Source organism: Streptomyces sp. NPDC051563 (assembly GCF_044454225.1).
Lineage (GTDB): Bacteria > Actinomycetota > Actinomycetes > Streptomycetales > Streptomycetaceae > Streptomyces.
Genome location: NZ_JBITDL010000004.1, coordinates 268,419 through 285,309, shown reverse-complemented (window position 1 = coordinate 285,309; position 16,891 = coordinate 268,419). Strand labels below are relative to the sequence as shown.

The following is a 16,891-nucleotide window of genomic DNA, read 5'->3' as shown; positions in this document are numbered from 1 at the left end:
TCCGGGCTGCGCCCGGTCGGGACGTCAGCCTGTGGGTCCGGCCTGGTCGGGGCACTGCCCTGCGGTTCCGGCCCGCCCAGGCTGTCGCTCTCCGGGCTACGCCCGGTCGGGACGTCAGCCTGTGGGTCCGGCCTGGTCAGGGCACCGCCCTGCGGTTCCGGCCCGCCCAGGCTGTCGCCCTCCGGGCTCCGCCCGGTCGGGAGGTCGGCCTGTGGGTCCGGCCTGCCCGGGCCGTCGTCCTCCGAGCTGCGCCCGGTCGGGAGGCCAGCCTGCGGCTCCGGCCCGCCCGGGCCGTCGTCCTCCGGGCCGCGCCCGGTCCGGGTGTCGTCCTCCCGGGCGGCCCCATCCAGGGCTTCGCCCTCCGAGGGTGGCTCCGACCCGGGGGCGGGTTCCGGGAGTGGGGGCGTCAGGGGGGTGGTGTCCTCGGGCGGGTTGGTGGTGCTCGGGGGAGGGGTGGTGGGGGTCAGGGTCATCGGGGGGTCTCGGTTTCCGGGGTGAGGAGGTCCGCGATGTCCAGGACGTGGTAGCCGCGCATCGAGGGCAGGCAGCTGCCGCGGACCGGGCCGATCGCCGAGGACCAGGCGGCCGGGATGGCGGGGGCGCCGGACATCGCGCCGGCGAGCGCGCCCGCCACGGCGGCCGTGGTGTCCGCGTCGCGGCCCATGTTGACCGCCATGAGGACGGAGGAGGCGAAGTCGCCGCCGCACGCGGCGAACGCGCCGAAGGCCAGGCCGACCGCCTCCGGGGCCAGGTCGGTCCAGGGATAGCCGCCGATGACCACCGCCGAGCGGACCGCCCGCTCGCCGCGCGGGGCGGCCGTCACGGCCCGGCGCAGGGAACGGGCCGTCCAGGAGTCCGAGGGGATGACGGAGAGGGCCGCCGAGACGACGGAGGCCGCCGAGCCCCCGGCCATCGCCGCCGCGACCCCTGCCGCGACGGCCTGGCCGCCGTAGATGCCCTCGCCGTCGTGGCTGACGCAGCCGTCGATGGCGACCAGCCGGGCGGCCTCGGCGGGCCGGCCCGCCGCGAAGACCCCGAAGGGCGCCGCCCGCATGGCCAGCCCGTCCGACCAGGCGTGCCGGTGCTGGGCGGAGATGGGGGCCGCCAGGCCCCGGCGGAGGTTCTCCAGGGTGCCGCGTTCCGAGAAGCCCGCGCCGCGGAACGGGCCCTCGTCCAGGTCCGCGATCCAGTGGTGCCAGGCCCGTTCGACGTGGGCGACCGTCAGCGCCGATCCGTGGCGGGCCAGCAGCAGGCCCGAGAAGATCGCGTACTCGGTGTCGTCCGTGCCCGCCGGGTCGTCCGAGACGAAGCCCTCGATGCGGCCCCACTTCGCCCGGATCTCCGACGGCTTCATGTTCTCCGCGGGGGCGCCCAGCGCGTCACCCACCGCGAGTCCGAGAAGAGCGCCCCGGGCCCGTTCGAGGAGGACCTGCGGATTGCATGCAATCTGCTTCATCAGCTCCATGGCGCGCCTCTCCCACTTGGATGGGACTCATATTGAGCCCTTGGGGGATTTGTGCCATGGCATGTGGTTTGTCGCTCGTCGCAAAACACCCGCCGCGGGTCGCCGTCACCCGGTCGCCGACCCCCAAAACCCCAGGTAAGTACGGCCTTCCTTGCTGGCGGAGGGCGAAAATCGTGCGTAGTTTCGAGGTGTTCCGGGGGAGTGGGTGTCCGCGCGTCGTCCATGGCACAGCTCTGTGCACCCACTCGTACAAAAGGGGAGATAGCTCTACATGTCCATCATCGATATCGAAGCGCCGCTTCACACCGCCCACCGCGACAACCACACCCACCGTGACGTCAACGGCGGATGGCTGCGCCCGGCGGTCTTCGGTGCGATGGACGGGCTCGTCTCCAACCTCGCGCTGATGACCGGCGTGGCCGGCGGCGCCGTCGCCCCGCACGTCATCGTGGTCACCGGCCTGGCCGGCCTCGCCGCCGGAGCCTTCTCCATGGCGGCGGGCGAGTACACCTCGGTGGCCTCGCAGCGCGAGCTCGTCCTCGCCGAACTGGACATAGAGCGCCAGCAGTTGCGCAAGCACCCCATCGACGAGATGGAGGAGCTGGCCGAGCTCTACGTTTCGCGCGGCGTCGAGCCGGCGCTGGCCCGCGAGGTGGCCATGCAGCTGTCCCGCGACCCGGAGCAGGCGCTGGAGATCCACGCCCGCGAGGAGCTCGGGATCGACCCGGACGACCTGCCGTCGCCGATGGTCGCGGCCGTGTCCTCCTTCGGATCCTTCTCGCTCGGCGCGCTCGTCCCGCTGCTGCCCTACCTGCTCGGTGCGACCGTCCTGTGGCCCGCGGTGCTCGCGGCCCTGGTGGGGCTCTTCCTCTGCGGCGCGGTGGTCTCGCGGGTCACGGCCCGGTCCTGGTGGTACAGCGGACTGCGTCAGCTCGTCCTGGGTGGCGCGGCCGCGGGTGTGACGTACATCCTGGGAACCTGGATCGGCGGAGCCGTAGGCTGACCGTGCAGGGAGTGAGACACTATGCAGTACGCAACATAAGTAGTCAGTTACTCGGCGGTTTCGATCCCATGTCCGCCGGGCATCAGATTCTGGGCGCCGGGCAATGAGGCCCGCCCCGTGCCGGGACCTTCGGCCCGTGTCCCGATGGCCGGACACCTGCGAAAGTCCCCTCTTGTCTGCTCCGCGCAGTGTCCGCATGCTGGAATGACATATCCGCTTCTCGGGATTGTCGTCATCATGTAATCTGCACGAAATTTCGCAGAGGGCCAACGTCGTCCCTCGGCTATGCACATATGCCACGACGACGACGGGAGAGCCGATGCGTTCCGCATCCACGCACTCCGCGACCGGCCTCAGCACCACCGCCTGGTCGCCCATGGACGGTCGCCCCGCCCAGCAGGGCATGTACGACCCGCGCAACGAGCACGACGCCTGTGGCGTCGGCTTTGTGGCCAACCTCACCGGCGAGGCCAGCCACACGCTGGTCGAGCAGGCGCTGACCGTATTGCGGAACCTCGAGCACCGAGGCGCCACCGGATCCGAGCCCGACTCGGGCGACGGCGCCGGCATCCTCTCCCAGGTCCCCGACGCGTTCCTGCGCGAGGTGGCCGGTTTCGACCTTCCCGAGGCCGGCGCCTACGCCGTCGGCATCGCCTTCCTCCCCGCCGACGGCCCCGCACAGGCCGTCGCCGTGGAGCAGATCGAGGCCATCGCCGCCGAGGAGAACCTCACGGTTCTCGGCTGGCGCGAGGTTCCGGTCACCCCCGACCTGCTCGGCAACGGCGCCCGCGCCACCATGCCGGCCTTCTCGCAGCTCTTCGTGAGCAACGGGACGAGCGGGATCGAGCTGGACCGCAAGGCCTTCGTGCTGCGCAAGCGCGCCGAGCGCGAGGCCGGGGTCTACTTCCCGTCGCTCTCCGCCCGCACGATCGTCTACAAGGGCATGCTGACCACCGGCCAGCTGGAGCCCTTCTTCCCGGACCTCTCCGACCGCCGCTTCGCCTCCGCGATCTCGCTGGTCCACTCCCGGTTCTCGACGAACACCTTCCCGTCGTGGCCGCTGGCCCACCCGTACCGCTTTGTCGCGCACAACGGCGAGATCAACACGGTCAAGGGCAACCGGAACTGGATGAAGGCCCGCGAGTCCCAGCTGGCCTCCGGCCTCTTCGGCGAGGGCGCCCTCGAGCGCATCTTCCCGATCTGCACCCCGGACGCCTCCGACTCGGCCTCCTTCGACGAGGTCCTGGAGCTGCTCCACCTCGGCGGCCGGTCCCTCCCGCACAGCGTGCTGATGATGATCCCGGAGGCGTGGGAGAACCACACCTCCATGTCGCCGGCCCGCCGCGCGTTCTACAAGTACCACTCCACGCAGATGGAGCCGTGGGACGGCCCCGCCTGCGTCACCTTCACCGACGGCACCCAGGTCGGCGCCGTCCTCGACCGCAACGGTCTGCGCCCCGGCCGCTACTGGGTCACCGACGACGACTTCGTCGTGCTCTCCTCCGAGGTCGGCGTCCTGGACATCGACCCGGCCAAGGTCGTCCGCAAGGGCCGCCTGCAGCCCGGCAAGATGTTCCTCGTCGACACCGCCCAGAAGCGGATCATCGAAGACGACGAGATCAAGGACGCGCTGGCCGCCGAGCACCCGTACGCCGAATGGCTGGAGACGGGCGAGATCGAGCTGACGGACCTGCCCGAGCGTGAGCACATCGTGCACACCCACGCCTCGGTCACCCGCCGCCAGCAGACCTTCGGCTACACCGAGGAAGAGCTCCGCGTCATCCTCGCGCCGATGGCCCGTACCGCCGGCGAGCCGCTCGGCTCCATGGGCACGGACTCCCCGATCGCGGCCCTGTCCGCGCGCCCCCGGCTGCTCTTCGACTACTTCACCCAGCTCTTCGCGCAGGTCACCAACCCGCCGCTGGACGCCATCCGCGAGGAGCTCGTCACCTCGCTGCTGTCCTCGCTCGGCCCGCAGGGCAACCTGCTGGAGCCGACCGCAGCGTCCTGCCGCAGCGTCACCCTGCCCTTCCCGGTGATCGACAACGACGAGCTGGCCAAGCTCATCCACGTCAACGCCGACGGCGACATGCCGGGCATGAAGGCCGCCACCCTCTCGGGCCTGTACCGGGTCTCCGGCGGCGGCGAGGCCCTGGCCGCCCGCATCGACGAGATCCGCGGCGAGGTCGACGCGGCCATCGAGAACGGCGCGCACCTGATCGTCCTCTCGGACCGTCACTCCGACGCCGAGCACGCGCCGATCCCCTCGCTGCTGCTCACCTCGGCCGTGCACCACCACCTCATCGCCACCAAGCAGCGCACCCAGGTGGGTCTGCTGATCGAGGCCGGCGACGTCCGCGAGGTCCACCACGTCGCGCTGCTCATCGGCTACGGCGCGGCCGCGGTCAACCCGTACCTCGCCATGGAGTCCGTCGAGGACCTCCTGCGCGCCGGTACCTTCCTGTCCGGCCTGGAGCCGGAGCAGGCCATCAAGAACCTGATCTACGCGCTCGGCAAGGGCGTCCTGAAGGTCATGTCCAAGATGGGCATCTCCACCGTCGCCTCCTACCGCGGCGCGCAGGTCTTCGAGGCCGTCGGCCTGAACGAGGAGTTCGTCGCCGCGTACTTCGCGGGCACCGCCACCAAGATCGGCGGCGCCGGCCTGGACGTCATCGCCAAGGAGGTGGCCGCGCGCCACACCAAGGCGTACCCGGCCTCCGGCATCGCGGCCACGCACCGCGCGCTGGAGATCGGCGGCGAGTACCAGTGGCGCCGCGAGGGCGAGCCGCACCTGTTCGACCCGGACACGGTCTTCCGCCTCCAGCACGCCACGCGCAACCGCCGGTACGACATCTTCAAGCAGTACACGGACCGGGTGAACGAGCAGTCCGAGCGCCTGATGACGCTCCGCGGGCTCTTCGGGTTCAAGGCCGACGAGACGGGGGCCCGTCCGCCGATCTCGATCGACGAGGTCGAGTCGGTCGCCGACATCGTCAAGCGCTTCTCCACCGGCGCCATGTCGTACGGCTCCATCTCCAAGGAGGCGCACGAGACCCTCGCCATCGCCATGAACCAGTTGGGCGCCAAGTCCAACACCGGTGAGGGCGGCGAGGACCCGGACCGCCTGTACGACCCGGCGCGCCGCTCCTCCATCAAGCAGGTCGCCTCCGGCCGCTTCGGCGTCACGAGCGAGTACCTGGTCAACGCGGACGACATCCAGATCAAGATGGCGCAGGGTGCCAAGCCCGGCGAGGGCGGCCAGCTGCCCGGCCACAAGGTCTACCCGTGGGTCGCCAAGACCCGGCACTCCACCCCGGGCGTCGGCCTGATCTCCCCGCCGCCGCACCACGACATCTACTCCATCGAGGACCTGGCTCAGCTGATCCACGACCTCAAGAACGCCAACCCGGTCGCCCGCATCCACGTGAAGCTGGTCTCCGAGGTCGGCGTGGGTACGGTCGCGGCCGGTGTCTCCAAGGCCCACGCGGACGTCGTCCTCATCTCCGGCCACGACGGCGGTACGGGCGCCTCCCCGCTCACCTCGCTGAAGCACGCGGGCGGTCCCTGGGAGCTCGGCCTCGCCGAGACCCAGCAGACCCTGCTGCTCAACGGGCTGCGCGACCGCATCGTGGTCCAGACGGACGGCCAGCTCAAGACCGGCCGCGACGTCATCATCGCCGCGCTGCTCGGCGCCGAGGAGTTCGGTTTCGCGACCGCGCCGCTCGTCGTCTCCGGCTGCGTCATGATGCGCGTCTGCCACCTGGACACCTGCCCGGTCGGCATCGCCACCCAGAACCCGGTCCTGCGCGACCGCTTCTCCGGCAAGCCCGAGTTCGTCGTCAACTTCTTCGAGTTCATCGCGGAGGAGGTGCGCGAGCTCCTCGCCGAGCTGGGCTTCCGCACGATCGAGGAGGCCGTCGGTCACGCCGAGCTCCTCGACACCAGCAAGGCCGTCACGCACTGGAAGGCGCAGGGCCTCGACCTGGAGCCGCTCTTCTACGTGCCGGAGCTGCCCGAGGGCGCGGTCCGCCACGCCCTGATCGAGCAGGACCACGGTCTGGAGAAGGCGCTCGACAACGAGCTCATCCGCCTCGCCGCGGACGCGCTGAACGCCGACTCGGCCGAGACCGCCCAGCCGGTCCGCGCCCAGGTCGCGATCCGCAACATCAACCGCACGGTCGGCACCATGCTCGGCCACGAGGTCACGAAGAGGTTCGGCGGTGCGGGCCTGCCCGACAACACCATCGACCTGACCTTCACCGGCTCCGCGGGTCAGTCCTTCGGCGCCTTCCTGCCGCGCGGCGTCACGCTGCGCCTGGAGGGCGACGCCAACGACTACGTCGGCAAGGGCCTCTCCGGCGGCCGCGTCGTGGTCCGTCCCGACCGCGGCGCCGACCACCTGGCCGAGTACTCGACCATCGCGGGCAACACGATCGGCTACGGCGCCACCGGCGGCGAGCTGTTCCTGCGCGGCCGCACCGGCGAGCGCTTCTGCGTCCGCAACTCCGGCGCGCTGGTCGTCTCGGAAGGCGTGGGCGACCACGGCTGCGAGTACATGACCGGCGGCACCGCGGTCGTCCTCGGCGAGACGGGCCGCAACTTCGCGGCGGGCATGTCGGGCGGCGTCGCGTACGTCATCGACCTGGACCCGGCCAACGTCAACGTCGGCAACACGGGCGCGCTCGAGGCCCTCTCCGACACCGACTCCCAGTGGCTGCACGATGTGGTGCGCCGCCACGAGGAGGAGACCGGCTCGACCGTGGCCGCGAAGCTCCTGGCCGACTGGACCGCCTCGGCGGCCCGCTTCAGCAAGATCATCCCGACCACGTACAAGGCAGTGCTCGCCGCCAAGGACGCCGCTGAGCTCGCCGGACTCTCCGAGTCCGAGACCACGGAGAAGATGATGGAGGCGGCGACCAATGGCTGACCCGAAGGGCTTCCTCACCACCCCGCGCGAGACCGCCTGCACCCGTCCTGTGGCCGAGCGCCTCAAGGACTGGAACGAGGTCTACGTTCCGGGCTCGCTGCTGCCGATCATCAGCAAGCAGGCCGGCCGCTGCATGGACTGCGGCATCCCGTTCTGCCACAACGGCTGCCCGCTTGGGAACCTGATCCCCGAGTGGAACGACTTCGCGTACCGCGAGGACTGGACCGCGGCTTCGGAGCGTCTGCACGCGACGAACAACTTCCCGGAGTTCACGGGCCGTCTGTGCCCCGCTCCGTGCGAGTCCGCCTGCGTGCTCGGCATCAACCAGCCGGCCGTCACCATCAAGAACGTCGAAGTCTCGATCATCGACAAGGCGTGGGACAACGGCGACGTCACCCCCCAGGCGCCCGAGCGCCTGTCGGGCAAGACCGCCGCGGTCATCGGCTCCGGCCCGGCGGGTCTCGCCGCGGCCCAGCAGCTGACCCGGGCCGGCCACACCGTGGTGGTGTACGAGCGCGCCGACCGCATCGGCGGGCTGCTGCGCTACGGCATCCCCGAGTTCAAGATGGAGAAGGTGCACATCAACCGCCGCATCGAGCAGATGCGCGCGGAGGGCACCAAGTTCCGTACCGGCGTCGAGGTCGGCCGCGACATCACCGCCACCGACCTGCGCAAGCGGTTCGACGCGGTCGTCATCGCGGCGGGCGCGACGATCTCCCGCGACCTCCCGGTCCCGGGCCGCGAACTGAACGGCATCCACTTCGCGATGGAGTACCTCCCCCTCGCGAACAAGGTCCAGGAGGGCGACTTCATGGCGCCCCCCATCACGGCCGAGGGCAAGCACGTGGTCGTCATCGGCGGCGGCGACACCGGCGCGGACTGCGTGGGCACCGCCCACCGCCAGGGCGCGGCCTCGGTCACGCAGCTGGAGATCATGCCGCGTCCCTCCGAGGACCGGCCGGCCGGCCAGCCCTGGCCGACCTTCCCCATGCTGTACAAGGTCACCTCTGCTCACGAGGAGGGCGGCGAGCGGATCTACTCCGTCTCCACCACCCACTTCGAGGGCGACGAGGACGGCAACGTCCAGGCCCTCCACCTGGTCGAGGTCGCCTTCGAAGACGGCAAGCTCGTCCAGAAGCCCGGCACCGAGCGCGTCCTCCCCGCGCAGCTGGTCACCCTGGCGATGGGCTTCACCGGCACCGACCAGGAGAACGGCCTGACGGCGCAGTTCGGCCTGGCGATGGACGCCCGCGGCAACATCGAGCGCGACGCCTCCTACGCGACCAACGTCGACGGCGTCTTCGTCGCCGGTGACGCCGGCCGCGGCCAGTCGCTGATCGTGTGGGCCATCGCGGAGGGCCGCTCGGCCGCCCGCGGCGTGGACCGCTTCCTGACCGGCACCAGCGCCCTCCCGTACCCGGTCAAGCCGACGGACCGCTCGATCACCGTCTGACCCGTACCACCCAGCCCGACGCGCAGTACCCCCGGCCCCGGCCGGGACCCCTCATACGGTCCGTACAACGAAGTGCGGCACTCCGACACGACGCCCGCCACGACTCCTTCCGGACGCCGTGCTCGCACCGCTCGGCCGCAGGCGGCCTCCCGGGCTTCGCCCGGCTGCGCCGGCCTCCGGCCGTCGGGTGGTCACTGAGGCCCAGCAGTACCCCCGGCCCCGGCCGGGACCCCTCATACGGTCCGTACAACGAAGTGCGGCACTCCGACACGACGCCCGCCACGTCCCCGACCAGGGGTGGCGGGCGTTGTGGCGTTGTGGGGTGGGCGGGCTGCGGCCGTTCGCCGGGCTTCGGGCTGCGGGGTGGGTGGGGGCGGGTTATCAAGGGGGTGAAGGCGAGCCTCGGATGGGTGGGGGTCGCCGCCCCCGGCGCTGAGGAGTGCTTCCCGTGGAGTTCGAGGTCAATGGCGTCCCGTGCACGGTGGACGTGGACGGTGATCCGGCCGCCGTCGAGGTGGTGCGGGAGCAGCTGGGGCTGACCGGGACCAAGCTGGTCTGTGCCGGCGGGGTGTGCGGGGCGTGCACGATCCAGGTCGACGGGGAGCCGCGGGTGGCGTGTCTGACGCCGGCGGTGCGGCTGGGCGGGCGGCGGGTGACGACGGTGGAGGGTCTGGCGGGGCACCCGGTCGGGCGTGCCTTCGCCGGTGAGGACGCCCTCCAGTGCGGGTACTGCACGCCCGGGTTCGTGGTGGAGGCGGCCGCGTTCTTCGAGCGGTGGCGGGCCGCGCACGGGCGGAGCAGGCCGGGGCGGGAGGAGATCGCGGAGGCACTGGCCGGCCACCTGTGCCGGTGCGGGGCCTACGAGGGGATCTTCAGCGCCGTCGCGGCGGCCTGTGCGGGGGACTACGAGGGGGAGACGGCCGCCGTTCCGCGCGCCGAGGCTCCCCAGAAGGTCGACGGGTCGGCCCGGTACACCACCGATCAGCTGCCCGAGGGGCTGCTGGAGGGGGTGATCATCCGGTCGCCGCACGCGCATGCGTACGTACGGTCCCTGGAGGCCGGGGACGTCGCCGTGGTGCCGATGCTCCCGCCCGACGGCGTGGTCCGCTACGTGGGGCAGCCGGTGGCGGCGGTCGCGGGGCCCGACCGGGTCTCCGCGCTGGCGGCCGCCGGGCGGGTCACCGTGGAGTACGAGGTGCTGCCGGCCGCCCTCGACGTGGACCGGGCGCGGGCCGGTGAAGGGCCGCTGGTCTACGAGGACAAGGCGGCGCGGAAGCTGGCGCCCGGATCCGGTGAGGCCCCGCAGCTGACGCCCGCCCGCTGGCGCGGCAACCGGCGCGGGCCCTCGGCCATGAGCAAGCGGCCCGCCACGGCGGTGCGCCGGATCACCGAGGCCCGCAGGAACAGCCCCGAGCGGGTGGTCGAGGGGCTGTTCACGACCGCCGCGCAGACGCACACCCCGCTCGAACCGCACGCCTGCCTGGCCCGGTGGGACGACGGCACCCTCCATCTGGAGGTGTCCACGCAGTCGGTCAGGCAGGTGGCGGTACTCGCCGCCGAACGCTTCGGCGTGCCCCTCGACCGGGTGGTGGCCCGGGCCGTCCACGTGGGCGGGGGCTTCGGCTGCAAGATGGGGCTGACCTCCGACGTGGTCGCCGCGGTGGAGCTGGCCCGGCTGCACGGCGCGCCGGTACGGGTGGTGCTGGACCGGGCCGAGGAGCTCACCGACGGCGGGTACCGGCCCGGCACCCGGATCCGGCTGGCGATGGCCGCCGACGCCGGGGGCGGGCTGAGCGCGCTGGCGATGGACGTGGACACCGACGGCGGGGTCGCGGTGGGCGGCACCGTCGCGGCGCTGGCCCGGTTCATGTACGGCAAGGCCCCGCGCCGGCTGCGGGACTTCGACACCGTCACCCACCGGCCCCCGGGCGCGCCCTTCCGCGGCCCCGGCGGCCCCACGATGTGCTGGGCGCTGGAGCAGGCCGTCGACGAGATGGCCCACCGGCTGGGAGAGGATCCGATCGCCCTGCGGCGCCGCTGGGACGGCAATCCGAAACGGCACGCGCTGTACGACCTGGCCGCGGCCCTCCCCGCCTGGTCGGGCACCCGCGGCGGCACCGGGCGGTTCCGCCGGGGCGTCGGGGTGGCCGCGGCCAACTGGCTGTACTTCCTCGACCCCGTCACCGAGGTCGAGCTCACCGTCGAGGACGGGATCGTGGTGGCCCGCTGCGCCGTGCAGGACATGGGCACCGGCTCGCGCACCGTGCTGCGCCGGGCCGTCGCCGAAGGGCTCGGCGTGCCGCAGGAGCGGGTGCGCGCCGAGGTCGGGCACAGCGACACGGTGCACGGACCCACCTCGGGCGGCAGCCGCACCACGCCGTCGATCGTGCCCGCCGCCCTGGACGCCGCCGAACGGCTGCGCGCGGCGCTCGGCGGCGGCAGTGACGGTGACGGCCCCGGTCACGGCGGCGATGACGGTGACGTGGCCGCTCGGCTGGGCCTTGCGAACGGCGTACGGGTCACCGGCCGGCGCCCCCGCGACCGCCGGGGCTTCGTCACCCCCCTCAACCTGACCATGGGCGGCATCGCGATCGGCCGCGGCTTCACCGGATCGGTGCAGGTCGCCGAAGTGGAGGTGGACACCCGGCTCGGCCGGATCCGCCCGCTGCGCGTGTGGAGCGGCATCGCCGCGGGCCGCATCCACGAGGAACGGCTCGCCCGCAGCCAGTGCGAGGGCGCCGTCGTCCAGGGCGTCGGCTACGCCCTGTTCGAGGAGCGGCGCACCGACCCGGCCACGGGACGGGTGCTGACCGACAACCTGGAGGACTACCGCATCCCCGGCATCGGGGACACCCCCGAGATCACCGTCCACTTCCACCAGGAGGGCTTCGCCCACGTCCCCGGCGGCGGAGTCGGCCTCGGGGAGATCTCCACCCTGCCCACCGCGGCCGCCCTGGCCAACGCCGTCCACGACGCGACCGGCCGGCGCCCGTACGACATGCCCATCCGCCCCGACCGGATCCTGGAAGGACTGGGTACGTGAGCACCGAGCCCACCCTCACCGACCTCTCGGCCGCCGTCCTGACGCGCGGCGGGGAGCTGCGCGCCGGCGGCACCGACACCGGCGCCCGGTACCGCGCGGGCATCGCCGCCGGCCCGTTCACCGACCTCGACGGCGCGGGCAGCCTGCGCGGCTGTACGCCGCTGCCCGGCGGCGGGCTGCGGATCGGCGCCCTGACCACGCTCGCCGCACTGGCCGCCGATCCGCGGGTGCGCTCCGGCTGGCCGGCCCTGGCGGTATCGGCCGGGGCCGCGGCGACCCCGCAGATCCGTGCCGCCGGGACCCTGGGCGGCAACCTGCTCCAGCGCAACCGCTGCTGGTACTACCGCAATCCGCACTTCAGCTGCCTCCAGAAGGGCGGCTCCGGCTGCCCCGCGCGCGAGGGGGACCACCACTTCGGTGTGGTCAGCGGCGACGGCCCGTGCGTGGCCCCGCACCCCTCGACCCTCGCGACGGCCCTGCTCACCTACGACGCCGGGGCCGAGATCCACGGGGAATCGCCGCGCATGGTGGCCGGGTTGTACGGGGACGGCGACCGGCTCCACCAGGCCGACCACCTGCTGCCGCCGGACCGCGTCCTCACCGCCGTCCTGCTGCCGCCGCCCCTGCCGGGCGAGCGCGCCGCCTACCACCGGGCCACCAGCCGGGCCCACGGCGAATGGCCCCTGGTCGAGGCCACCGCCCGGCTCGCGCTGGACGGCGCCACCGTCACGCACGCCGCCGTCGCGGCGGGCGGAGTGGCGCGGGTTCCGCTGCGGCTGCCGGAGGTGGAGACCGTCCTGATCGGCAGGGAGGTCACCCCCGGACTGCTCGAGGCGGCGGCCGCGACGGTGCTCGCCCGCTGCCGGCCGCTGCCGCAGACCGGCTACAAGGCCACGCTGTTCCGCGACACCGTGCTGGAGGTGCTGGAACGGGCCGCGCGGCAAGCGGCCTGACGGAGGCGGGGGCCGTGGCCCAGGGAGCAGGGCGCCGTGCTCTACTCCCTGCCATGACGAATTCAACGAAGCTTGCGCCGGCCCCGGTCGTCGACGAGACGGTCCGGCTCCTGACCGAGCACTACGTCTTCCCCGAGATAGCCGAGCAGCTCGCCGATCTGCTGCGACGCCGCCTCGCCGAGGGGGCCTACGGGGTCGACGACGCCGAGGAGCTCGCCCGTCTGGTCACCGCGGACCTGCAATCCGTCAACGGCGACCGGCACCTGAGGCTGAAGCACCACGCGGATCCGGTGCCCGCGAAGCAGGACGGGGCCACCCTGCAGGCCATGCGCAGGGACTTCGACACCTCGCTCGGCGGTGCGCCCCGGGTGCAGCTGCTCGACGGAGGGGTCGCCGTGGTGGAGCTGGCGCCGATGCTGTTCCCGCTGGAGTGGGCCGCCGAACCGCTGGGCGCCGCGCTCACCCTGGCCTCCCGCGCCCGGGCTCTGATCGTCGACCTCCGCGCCAACCGGGGCGGCGACCCGGACACGGTCGCCTTCGTCTGCAGCCACCTGCTCGACGAGCGCACCCACCTCAACACCATGCACTGGCGCGGCGGCGAGCGCAGGGAGCAGTCCTGGAGCCTGCCGTACGTTCCCGGCGAGCGCTTCGGCGGCAGCAAGCCGTTGTACGTGCTGACCAGCGACAGCTCCTTCTCCGCCGCAGAGGAGCTGGCGTACGACCTCCAGCAGCTCGGCCGCGCCGTGGTCGTCGGCGAGAGCACCCGCGGCGGGGCCCACCCGTGCAAGGGCTGGACGGTGCACCCGCACCTGGAGGTCACCGTCCCCTTCGGCCGCGCCGTCAACCCCGTCTCCGGCACGAACTGGGAGGGCGTCGGCGTGCAGCCGGACGTTCCGTGCGCCGCTGCGGACGCCCTCGACCGCGCCCACGCGCTGGCCCTCGCCCGGCTGGCCGGCTGACCCCGTCCAGGGCATGGCATCGCCGCCGGCCCCGCGCGGACAGCTCCGGCCGACCCTACCCGTGAGTATTGACTATTAGTCAATTCGGGCCCACGCTCGACGCGAGCCGTCGTGTCGTCTCTGGTGTGGGAGGTCGTCCCGTGCGTACAGATGAGGAAATGGGCCGTTTGAGCGGAGAGTTGGGCGGAGTCCGCCCGCCCGCTTCGTTCGAGGAGCTGGCTGCCGGGGAGCTCGCGCGGCTCGCCGAAGCGCTCAAAGCGGAGCGGGCGCGCCAGGCCGAAGGGCTGAACCGGGCCGCAGAGGAGGCGCTGGGGCTGGTCCCCGCCCTCGCGCGCGGGGCCGTGCGCAAGGTGCTGTTCCGGTGAGCCGCGCCGAAGTGGAGAAGATCGCCCGGCTGGTGGGCGCGGACGCCGCGGAGCTCGGCTTCCTGCGCGGGCTGCCGGACGAGGACGTACGGGCCTTCCGCGAGCAGGTCAGCGGGGTGCTGAACGACGGAGCACCCGAGATGCTCGACCGGATCGCCGCCGCCACCAAACTGGTGCCGGCCGGGGTCGCGGCCGCCATCTCGCAGAAGGCGCTCGGACCCCGGCTGGCCGCCGGCGTGGCCGGCCGGCTGGAGGCGGGCCGGGCCGCCGCCATCATCGAGAAGCTGCCCGTCTCCTTCACCGCCGAGGCCTGCGGACACCTGGACCCGCGGAAGATCGCCGGGATCGTGGACCGGCTCGACGAGGGGCTCGTCGTACGCATCGCCACCACCCTCGCCGAGAACCGCGACCACCTCACCATGGGCCGGTTCGTCGGCCACATGCGGGACCAGGTGCTCCGCCGGATCCTCGACCAGGTCGACGACGCGGTGGTGCTGCGCGCCGGTTTCTACGTCGACCTGCCCGAGCGGCTGCCCCGGATCCTGGAGCTCATGGGCGACGACCGCCTCGGCGCGGTCGTACGGGCCGCTGCCGCCGAGGGGCTCTGGGAGGAGGCCCTCGGCGTCGCCGCGATGGTCGGCGGCGACCAGCGGCTGCGGATCGCGGAACTCACCGCCCGCCTGGGTCCGGCCGAGCTCGATTCGCTCGTACGGGTGACGCATGCCGAGGGGCTGTGGGAGTCCCTGCTCCCGCTCGTGGCGCTGCTCGGCGAGGAGGACCGGCTCGCGGTGGCCCGGCTGGACTCCCTGCGGGACCCGCTCGTCCTGGCCGGAGTGGTACGGGCCGTCGTGGCGACCGCACTGTGGGGCGCCTTCCTGCCGCTGGTCGGCGTCCTGCCGGAGGAGGCGCGCAAGGTGGTGGCCGATGCCGCCGCCGGGCTGGGCGACGCGGAGCTCGAAGGCCTCGTACGGGAGGTCGACAAGCAGGACCTGTGGGAGCTGGTGCTGCCCCTCGTCGAGCTCATGGACGAGGCGGGGAAGGAACGGATCTTCGCCCTGCCGGCCTTCCGGGAACAGGGGGAGTAGCGCGGCGGGGGCCCCCTAGCGGCTGAGCAGCGCGAGGATAACCCGGCGCGGGAGCAGGCGCGCGGCGAGGATGAAGAGGGCGTTCGCGCGCCCGGGGACGACGGTGGGGCGACTGCGGCGCTCCAGGGCCCGCAGGGCGGTGCGTGCGACGGCCCGCGGGCTCTGGACCAGGGCCGCAGGTGCGTCCTGGTGCCGACGGGGCGGGGCCGCGGGCAGGGGCATCGCCGCTGCCTCTGCCTCTGCCGCTGTCTGCGGCGCTGCCTCCGCCGCTGCCGTCGTGTCGCCGGTGGGGCCGGGGCAGAGGGCCATGACCCGCACCCCGAGGGGGCGTTGCTCGTGCCAGAGGGCCTCGGAGAAGGCGGTCACGAAGGCCTTGCCGGCGCTGTAGACGGCGAGGCCGGGCGCCGGGGCGCTGCCGAGGGTCGAGGAGACGTTGATGAGGGCGTCGCCGCGTCGGGCTCCGGCGAGGAAGGCGTGCGCCAGTGTGACGACGGCGTCGCAGCCCAGGCGCGTGGCGGCGAGGGCCTCGCGCGGGTCGGCCGGGGCGAAGGGGCCGTGATGGGCGGTGCCGGCGCTGTTGACCAGCAGGTTGACGGGGTGTCGGCGCAGCTCGGCGGCGACCAGTTCCCGGCCCTCGGGCGTCGAGAGGTCGGCGGCCAGGTGGCGGTGGCCGAGACCGGGGCCGAGACCGGGGCCGGGGCCGGGGCCGAGTTCCGCGACCAGCGCGCGAAGCCGGTCCTCGCCCCGGGCCACGGCGGTCACGGTCCAGCCGGCGGCGGCGAGTTCGCGGGCGAAGGCCCGGCCGATGCCCGAACTGGCCCCGGTGACCAGGGCGGTGCGCGCCGTCACTTCTCGGCTCCGGGCACCGTGCCGGGCGAGAGCAGGAAGGAGGCCCGCTCCATGACCGGCTGCCGCTGGGTGTTCTGGAAGGCGGCGATCCGCCACCGTCCGTCGCTCTCGCGGGTCAGCGTGTACGTCTGGACCTTCGAGAGCTCCGCGGGCCGGCCGCCCTCGTAGGTGTCGCCGCGGCTGGTCACCACGGCCGCGTCGGGGCCGAGGAAGCGGATGCCCAGGACCGAGTCGGCCAGCTTCGTGCCCTTGACGAAGCCGCCGAAGAGGGCCCGGTGGGCCTCGGTGATGTCGCCGCGGCCCTGGTAGTGGGTGCCGACGTACGTCGTGTACGTGGCGTCCCGCGTGAAGAGGGCTCCGTACGCGTCGGCGTCGGCGGCGCCCCAGGCCCCGGCGAGCGAGGCCAGCACGGCGCAGACGGCGTCGCGGTCGCCCGTACCCGTACCCGTGCCGGTACCGGCGCCCGTCGCGGTGACGGCCGTGCAGGCGGCGGAGCCGGTGGCCTTGACCTCCGAGGTGGCGTCGAGCCACAGGTAGCCGGCCCCGGCCGTGAGGCCCAGGGCGAGCGCGGCGCCGGTCAGGGCCCGCTTGAGCGTGCGCCGCCGGGAGCGGGGGCGGGGTACGGGCGGGGCCGCCGGGGCGGCGTCCGTGGCGGTGGCGGGGTCCTGGAGCTGGGCGGTGGTCATGCGGGCTCTCCGTAAGGTCGTCCGGGTGGCGCCGGCCGGGTCAGGGGCCGGGTCAGGGACAGGGACAGGGGCAGGGACAGGGGAGGCCGAGTGGCCCGGGTGC

The 16,891-nt window shown here is 73.2% G+C and carries 11 protein-coding genes; 8 read left to right on the top strand and 3 right to left on the bottom strand.

The window, feature by feature from the left end:
* Nucleotides 1-469: 469 nt before the first annotated feature.
* Nucleotides 470-1,456, bottom strand: coding sequence for an ADP-ribosylglycohydrolase family protein (locus ACIA8F_RS07270; protein ID WP_399377251.1), 987 nt, complete (start codon nt 1,454-1,456; stop codon nt 470-472).
* 280 nt (nt 1,457-1,736) lie between these two features.
* Between ACIA8F_RS07270 and ACIA8F_RS07265 the strand changes: the two genes are divergently transcribed.
* From ACIA8F_RS07265 to ACIA8F_RS07230, 8 genes are all read left to right on the top strand, one after another.
* Entirely contained in the window at nt 1,737-2,468 is a 732-nt protein-coding gene (locus tag ACIA8F_RS07265) for a VIT1/CCC1 transporter family protein (protein ID WP_399377250.1), read from the top strand.
* Between the two features lie 376 nt (nt 2,469-2,844).
* Nucleotides 2,845-7,395, top strand: coding sequence for a glutamate synthase large subunit (gene gltB, locus ACIA8F_RS07260; RefSeq protein WP_399377349.1), 4,551 nt, complete (start codon nt 2,845-2,847; stop codon nt 7,393-7,395).
* On the top strand, nt 7,388-8,848 hold the full coding sequence (locus tag ACIA8F_RS07255; protein ID WP_399377249.1) for a glutamate synthase subunit beta: 1,461 nt from the start codon (nt 7,388-7,390) through the stop codon (nt 8,846-8,848). Before gltB ends, ACIA8F_RS07255 begins: the two co-directional genes overlap by 8 nt.
* Before the next feature lie 448 nt (nt 8,849-9,296).
* Nucleotides 9,297-11,891 (top strand): molybdopterin-dependent oxidoreductase, encoded by a 2,595-nt coding sequence (locus ACIA8F_RS07250; protein WP_399377248.1) that lies wholly within the window; start codon nt 9,297-9,299, stop codon nt 11,889-11,891.
* A complete protein-coding gene (locus ACIA8F_RS07245) occupies nt 11,888-12,844 on the top strand; it encodes an FAD binding domain-containing protein (protein ID WP_399377247.1) in 957 nt (318 codons plus the stop codon). Before ACIA8F_RS07250 ends, ACIA8F_RS07245 begins: the two co-directional genes overlap by 4 nt.
* A 53-nt stretch (nt 12,845-12,897) precedes the next feature.
* Complete coding sequence (locus tag ACIA8F_RS07240) at nt 12,898-13,803, top strand: S41 family peptidase (RefSeq protein ID WP_399377245.1); 906 nt, start codon at nt 12,898-12,900, stop codon at nt 13,801-13,803.
* Between the two features lie 158 nt (nt 13,804-13,961).
* Nucleotides 13,962-14,168, top strand: coding sequence for a hypothetical protein (locus tag ACIA8F_RS07235; protein WP_399377244.1), 207 nt, complete (start codon nt 13,962-13,964; stop codon nt 14,166-14,168).
* Nucleotides 14,165-15,253, top strand: a complete 1,089-nt coding sequence (locus ACIA8F_RS07230) for a hypothetical protein (RefSeq protein WP_399377243.1) — start codon at nt 14,165-14,167, stop codon at nt 15,251-15,253. Before ACIA8F_RS07235 ends, ACIA8F_RS07230 begins: the two co-directional genes overlap by 4 nt.
* Nucleotides 15,254-15,268: 15 nt before the next feature.
* On the opposite strand, the gene ACIA8F_RS07225 is transcribed toward ACIA8F_RS07230, so the two are convergent.
* Together ACIA8F_RS07225 and ACIA8F_RS07220 are read right to left on the bottom strand one after the other, a co-directional pair.
* The gene (locus ACIA8F_RS07225) at nt 15,269-16,102 is read right to left on the bottom strand and encodes an SDR family NAD(P)-dependent oxidoreductase (RefSeq protein WP_399377242.1); all 834 of its coding nucleotides are present in this window, start codon (nt 16,100-16,102) and stop codon (nt 15,269-15,271) included.
* The gene (locus tag ACIA8F_RS07220) at nt 16,099-16,788 is read right to left on the bottom strand and encodes an SgcJ/EcaC family oxidoreductase (protein ID WP_399377241.1); all 690 of its coding nucleotides are present in this window, start codon (nt 16,786-16,788) and stop codon (nt 16,099-16,101) included. The genes ACIA8F_RS07225 and ACIA8F_RS07220 overlap by 4 nt, the downstream gene beginning before the upstream one ends.
* Nucleotides 16,789-16,891: the final 103 nt, after the last annotated feature.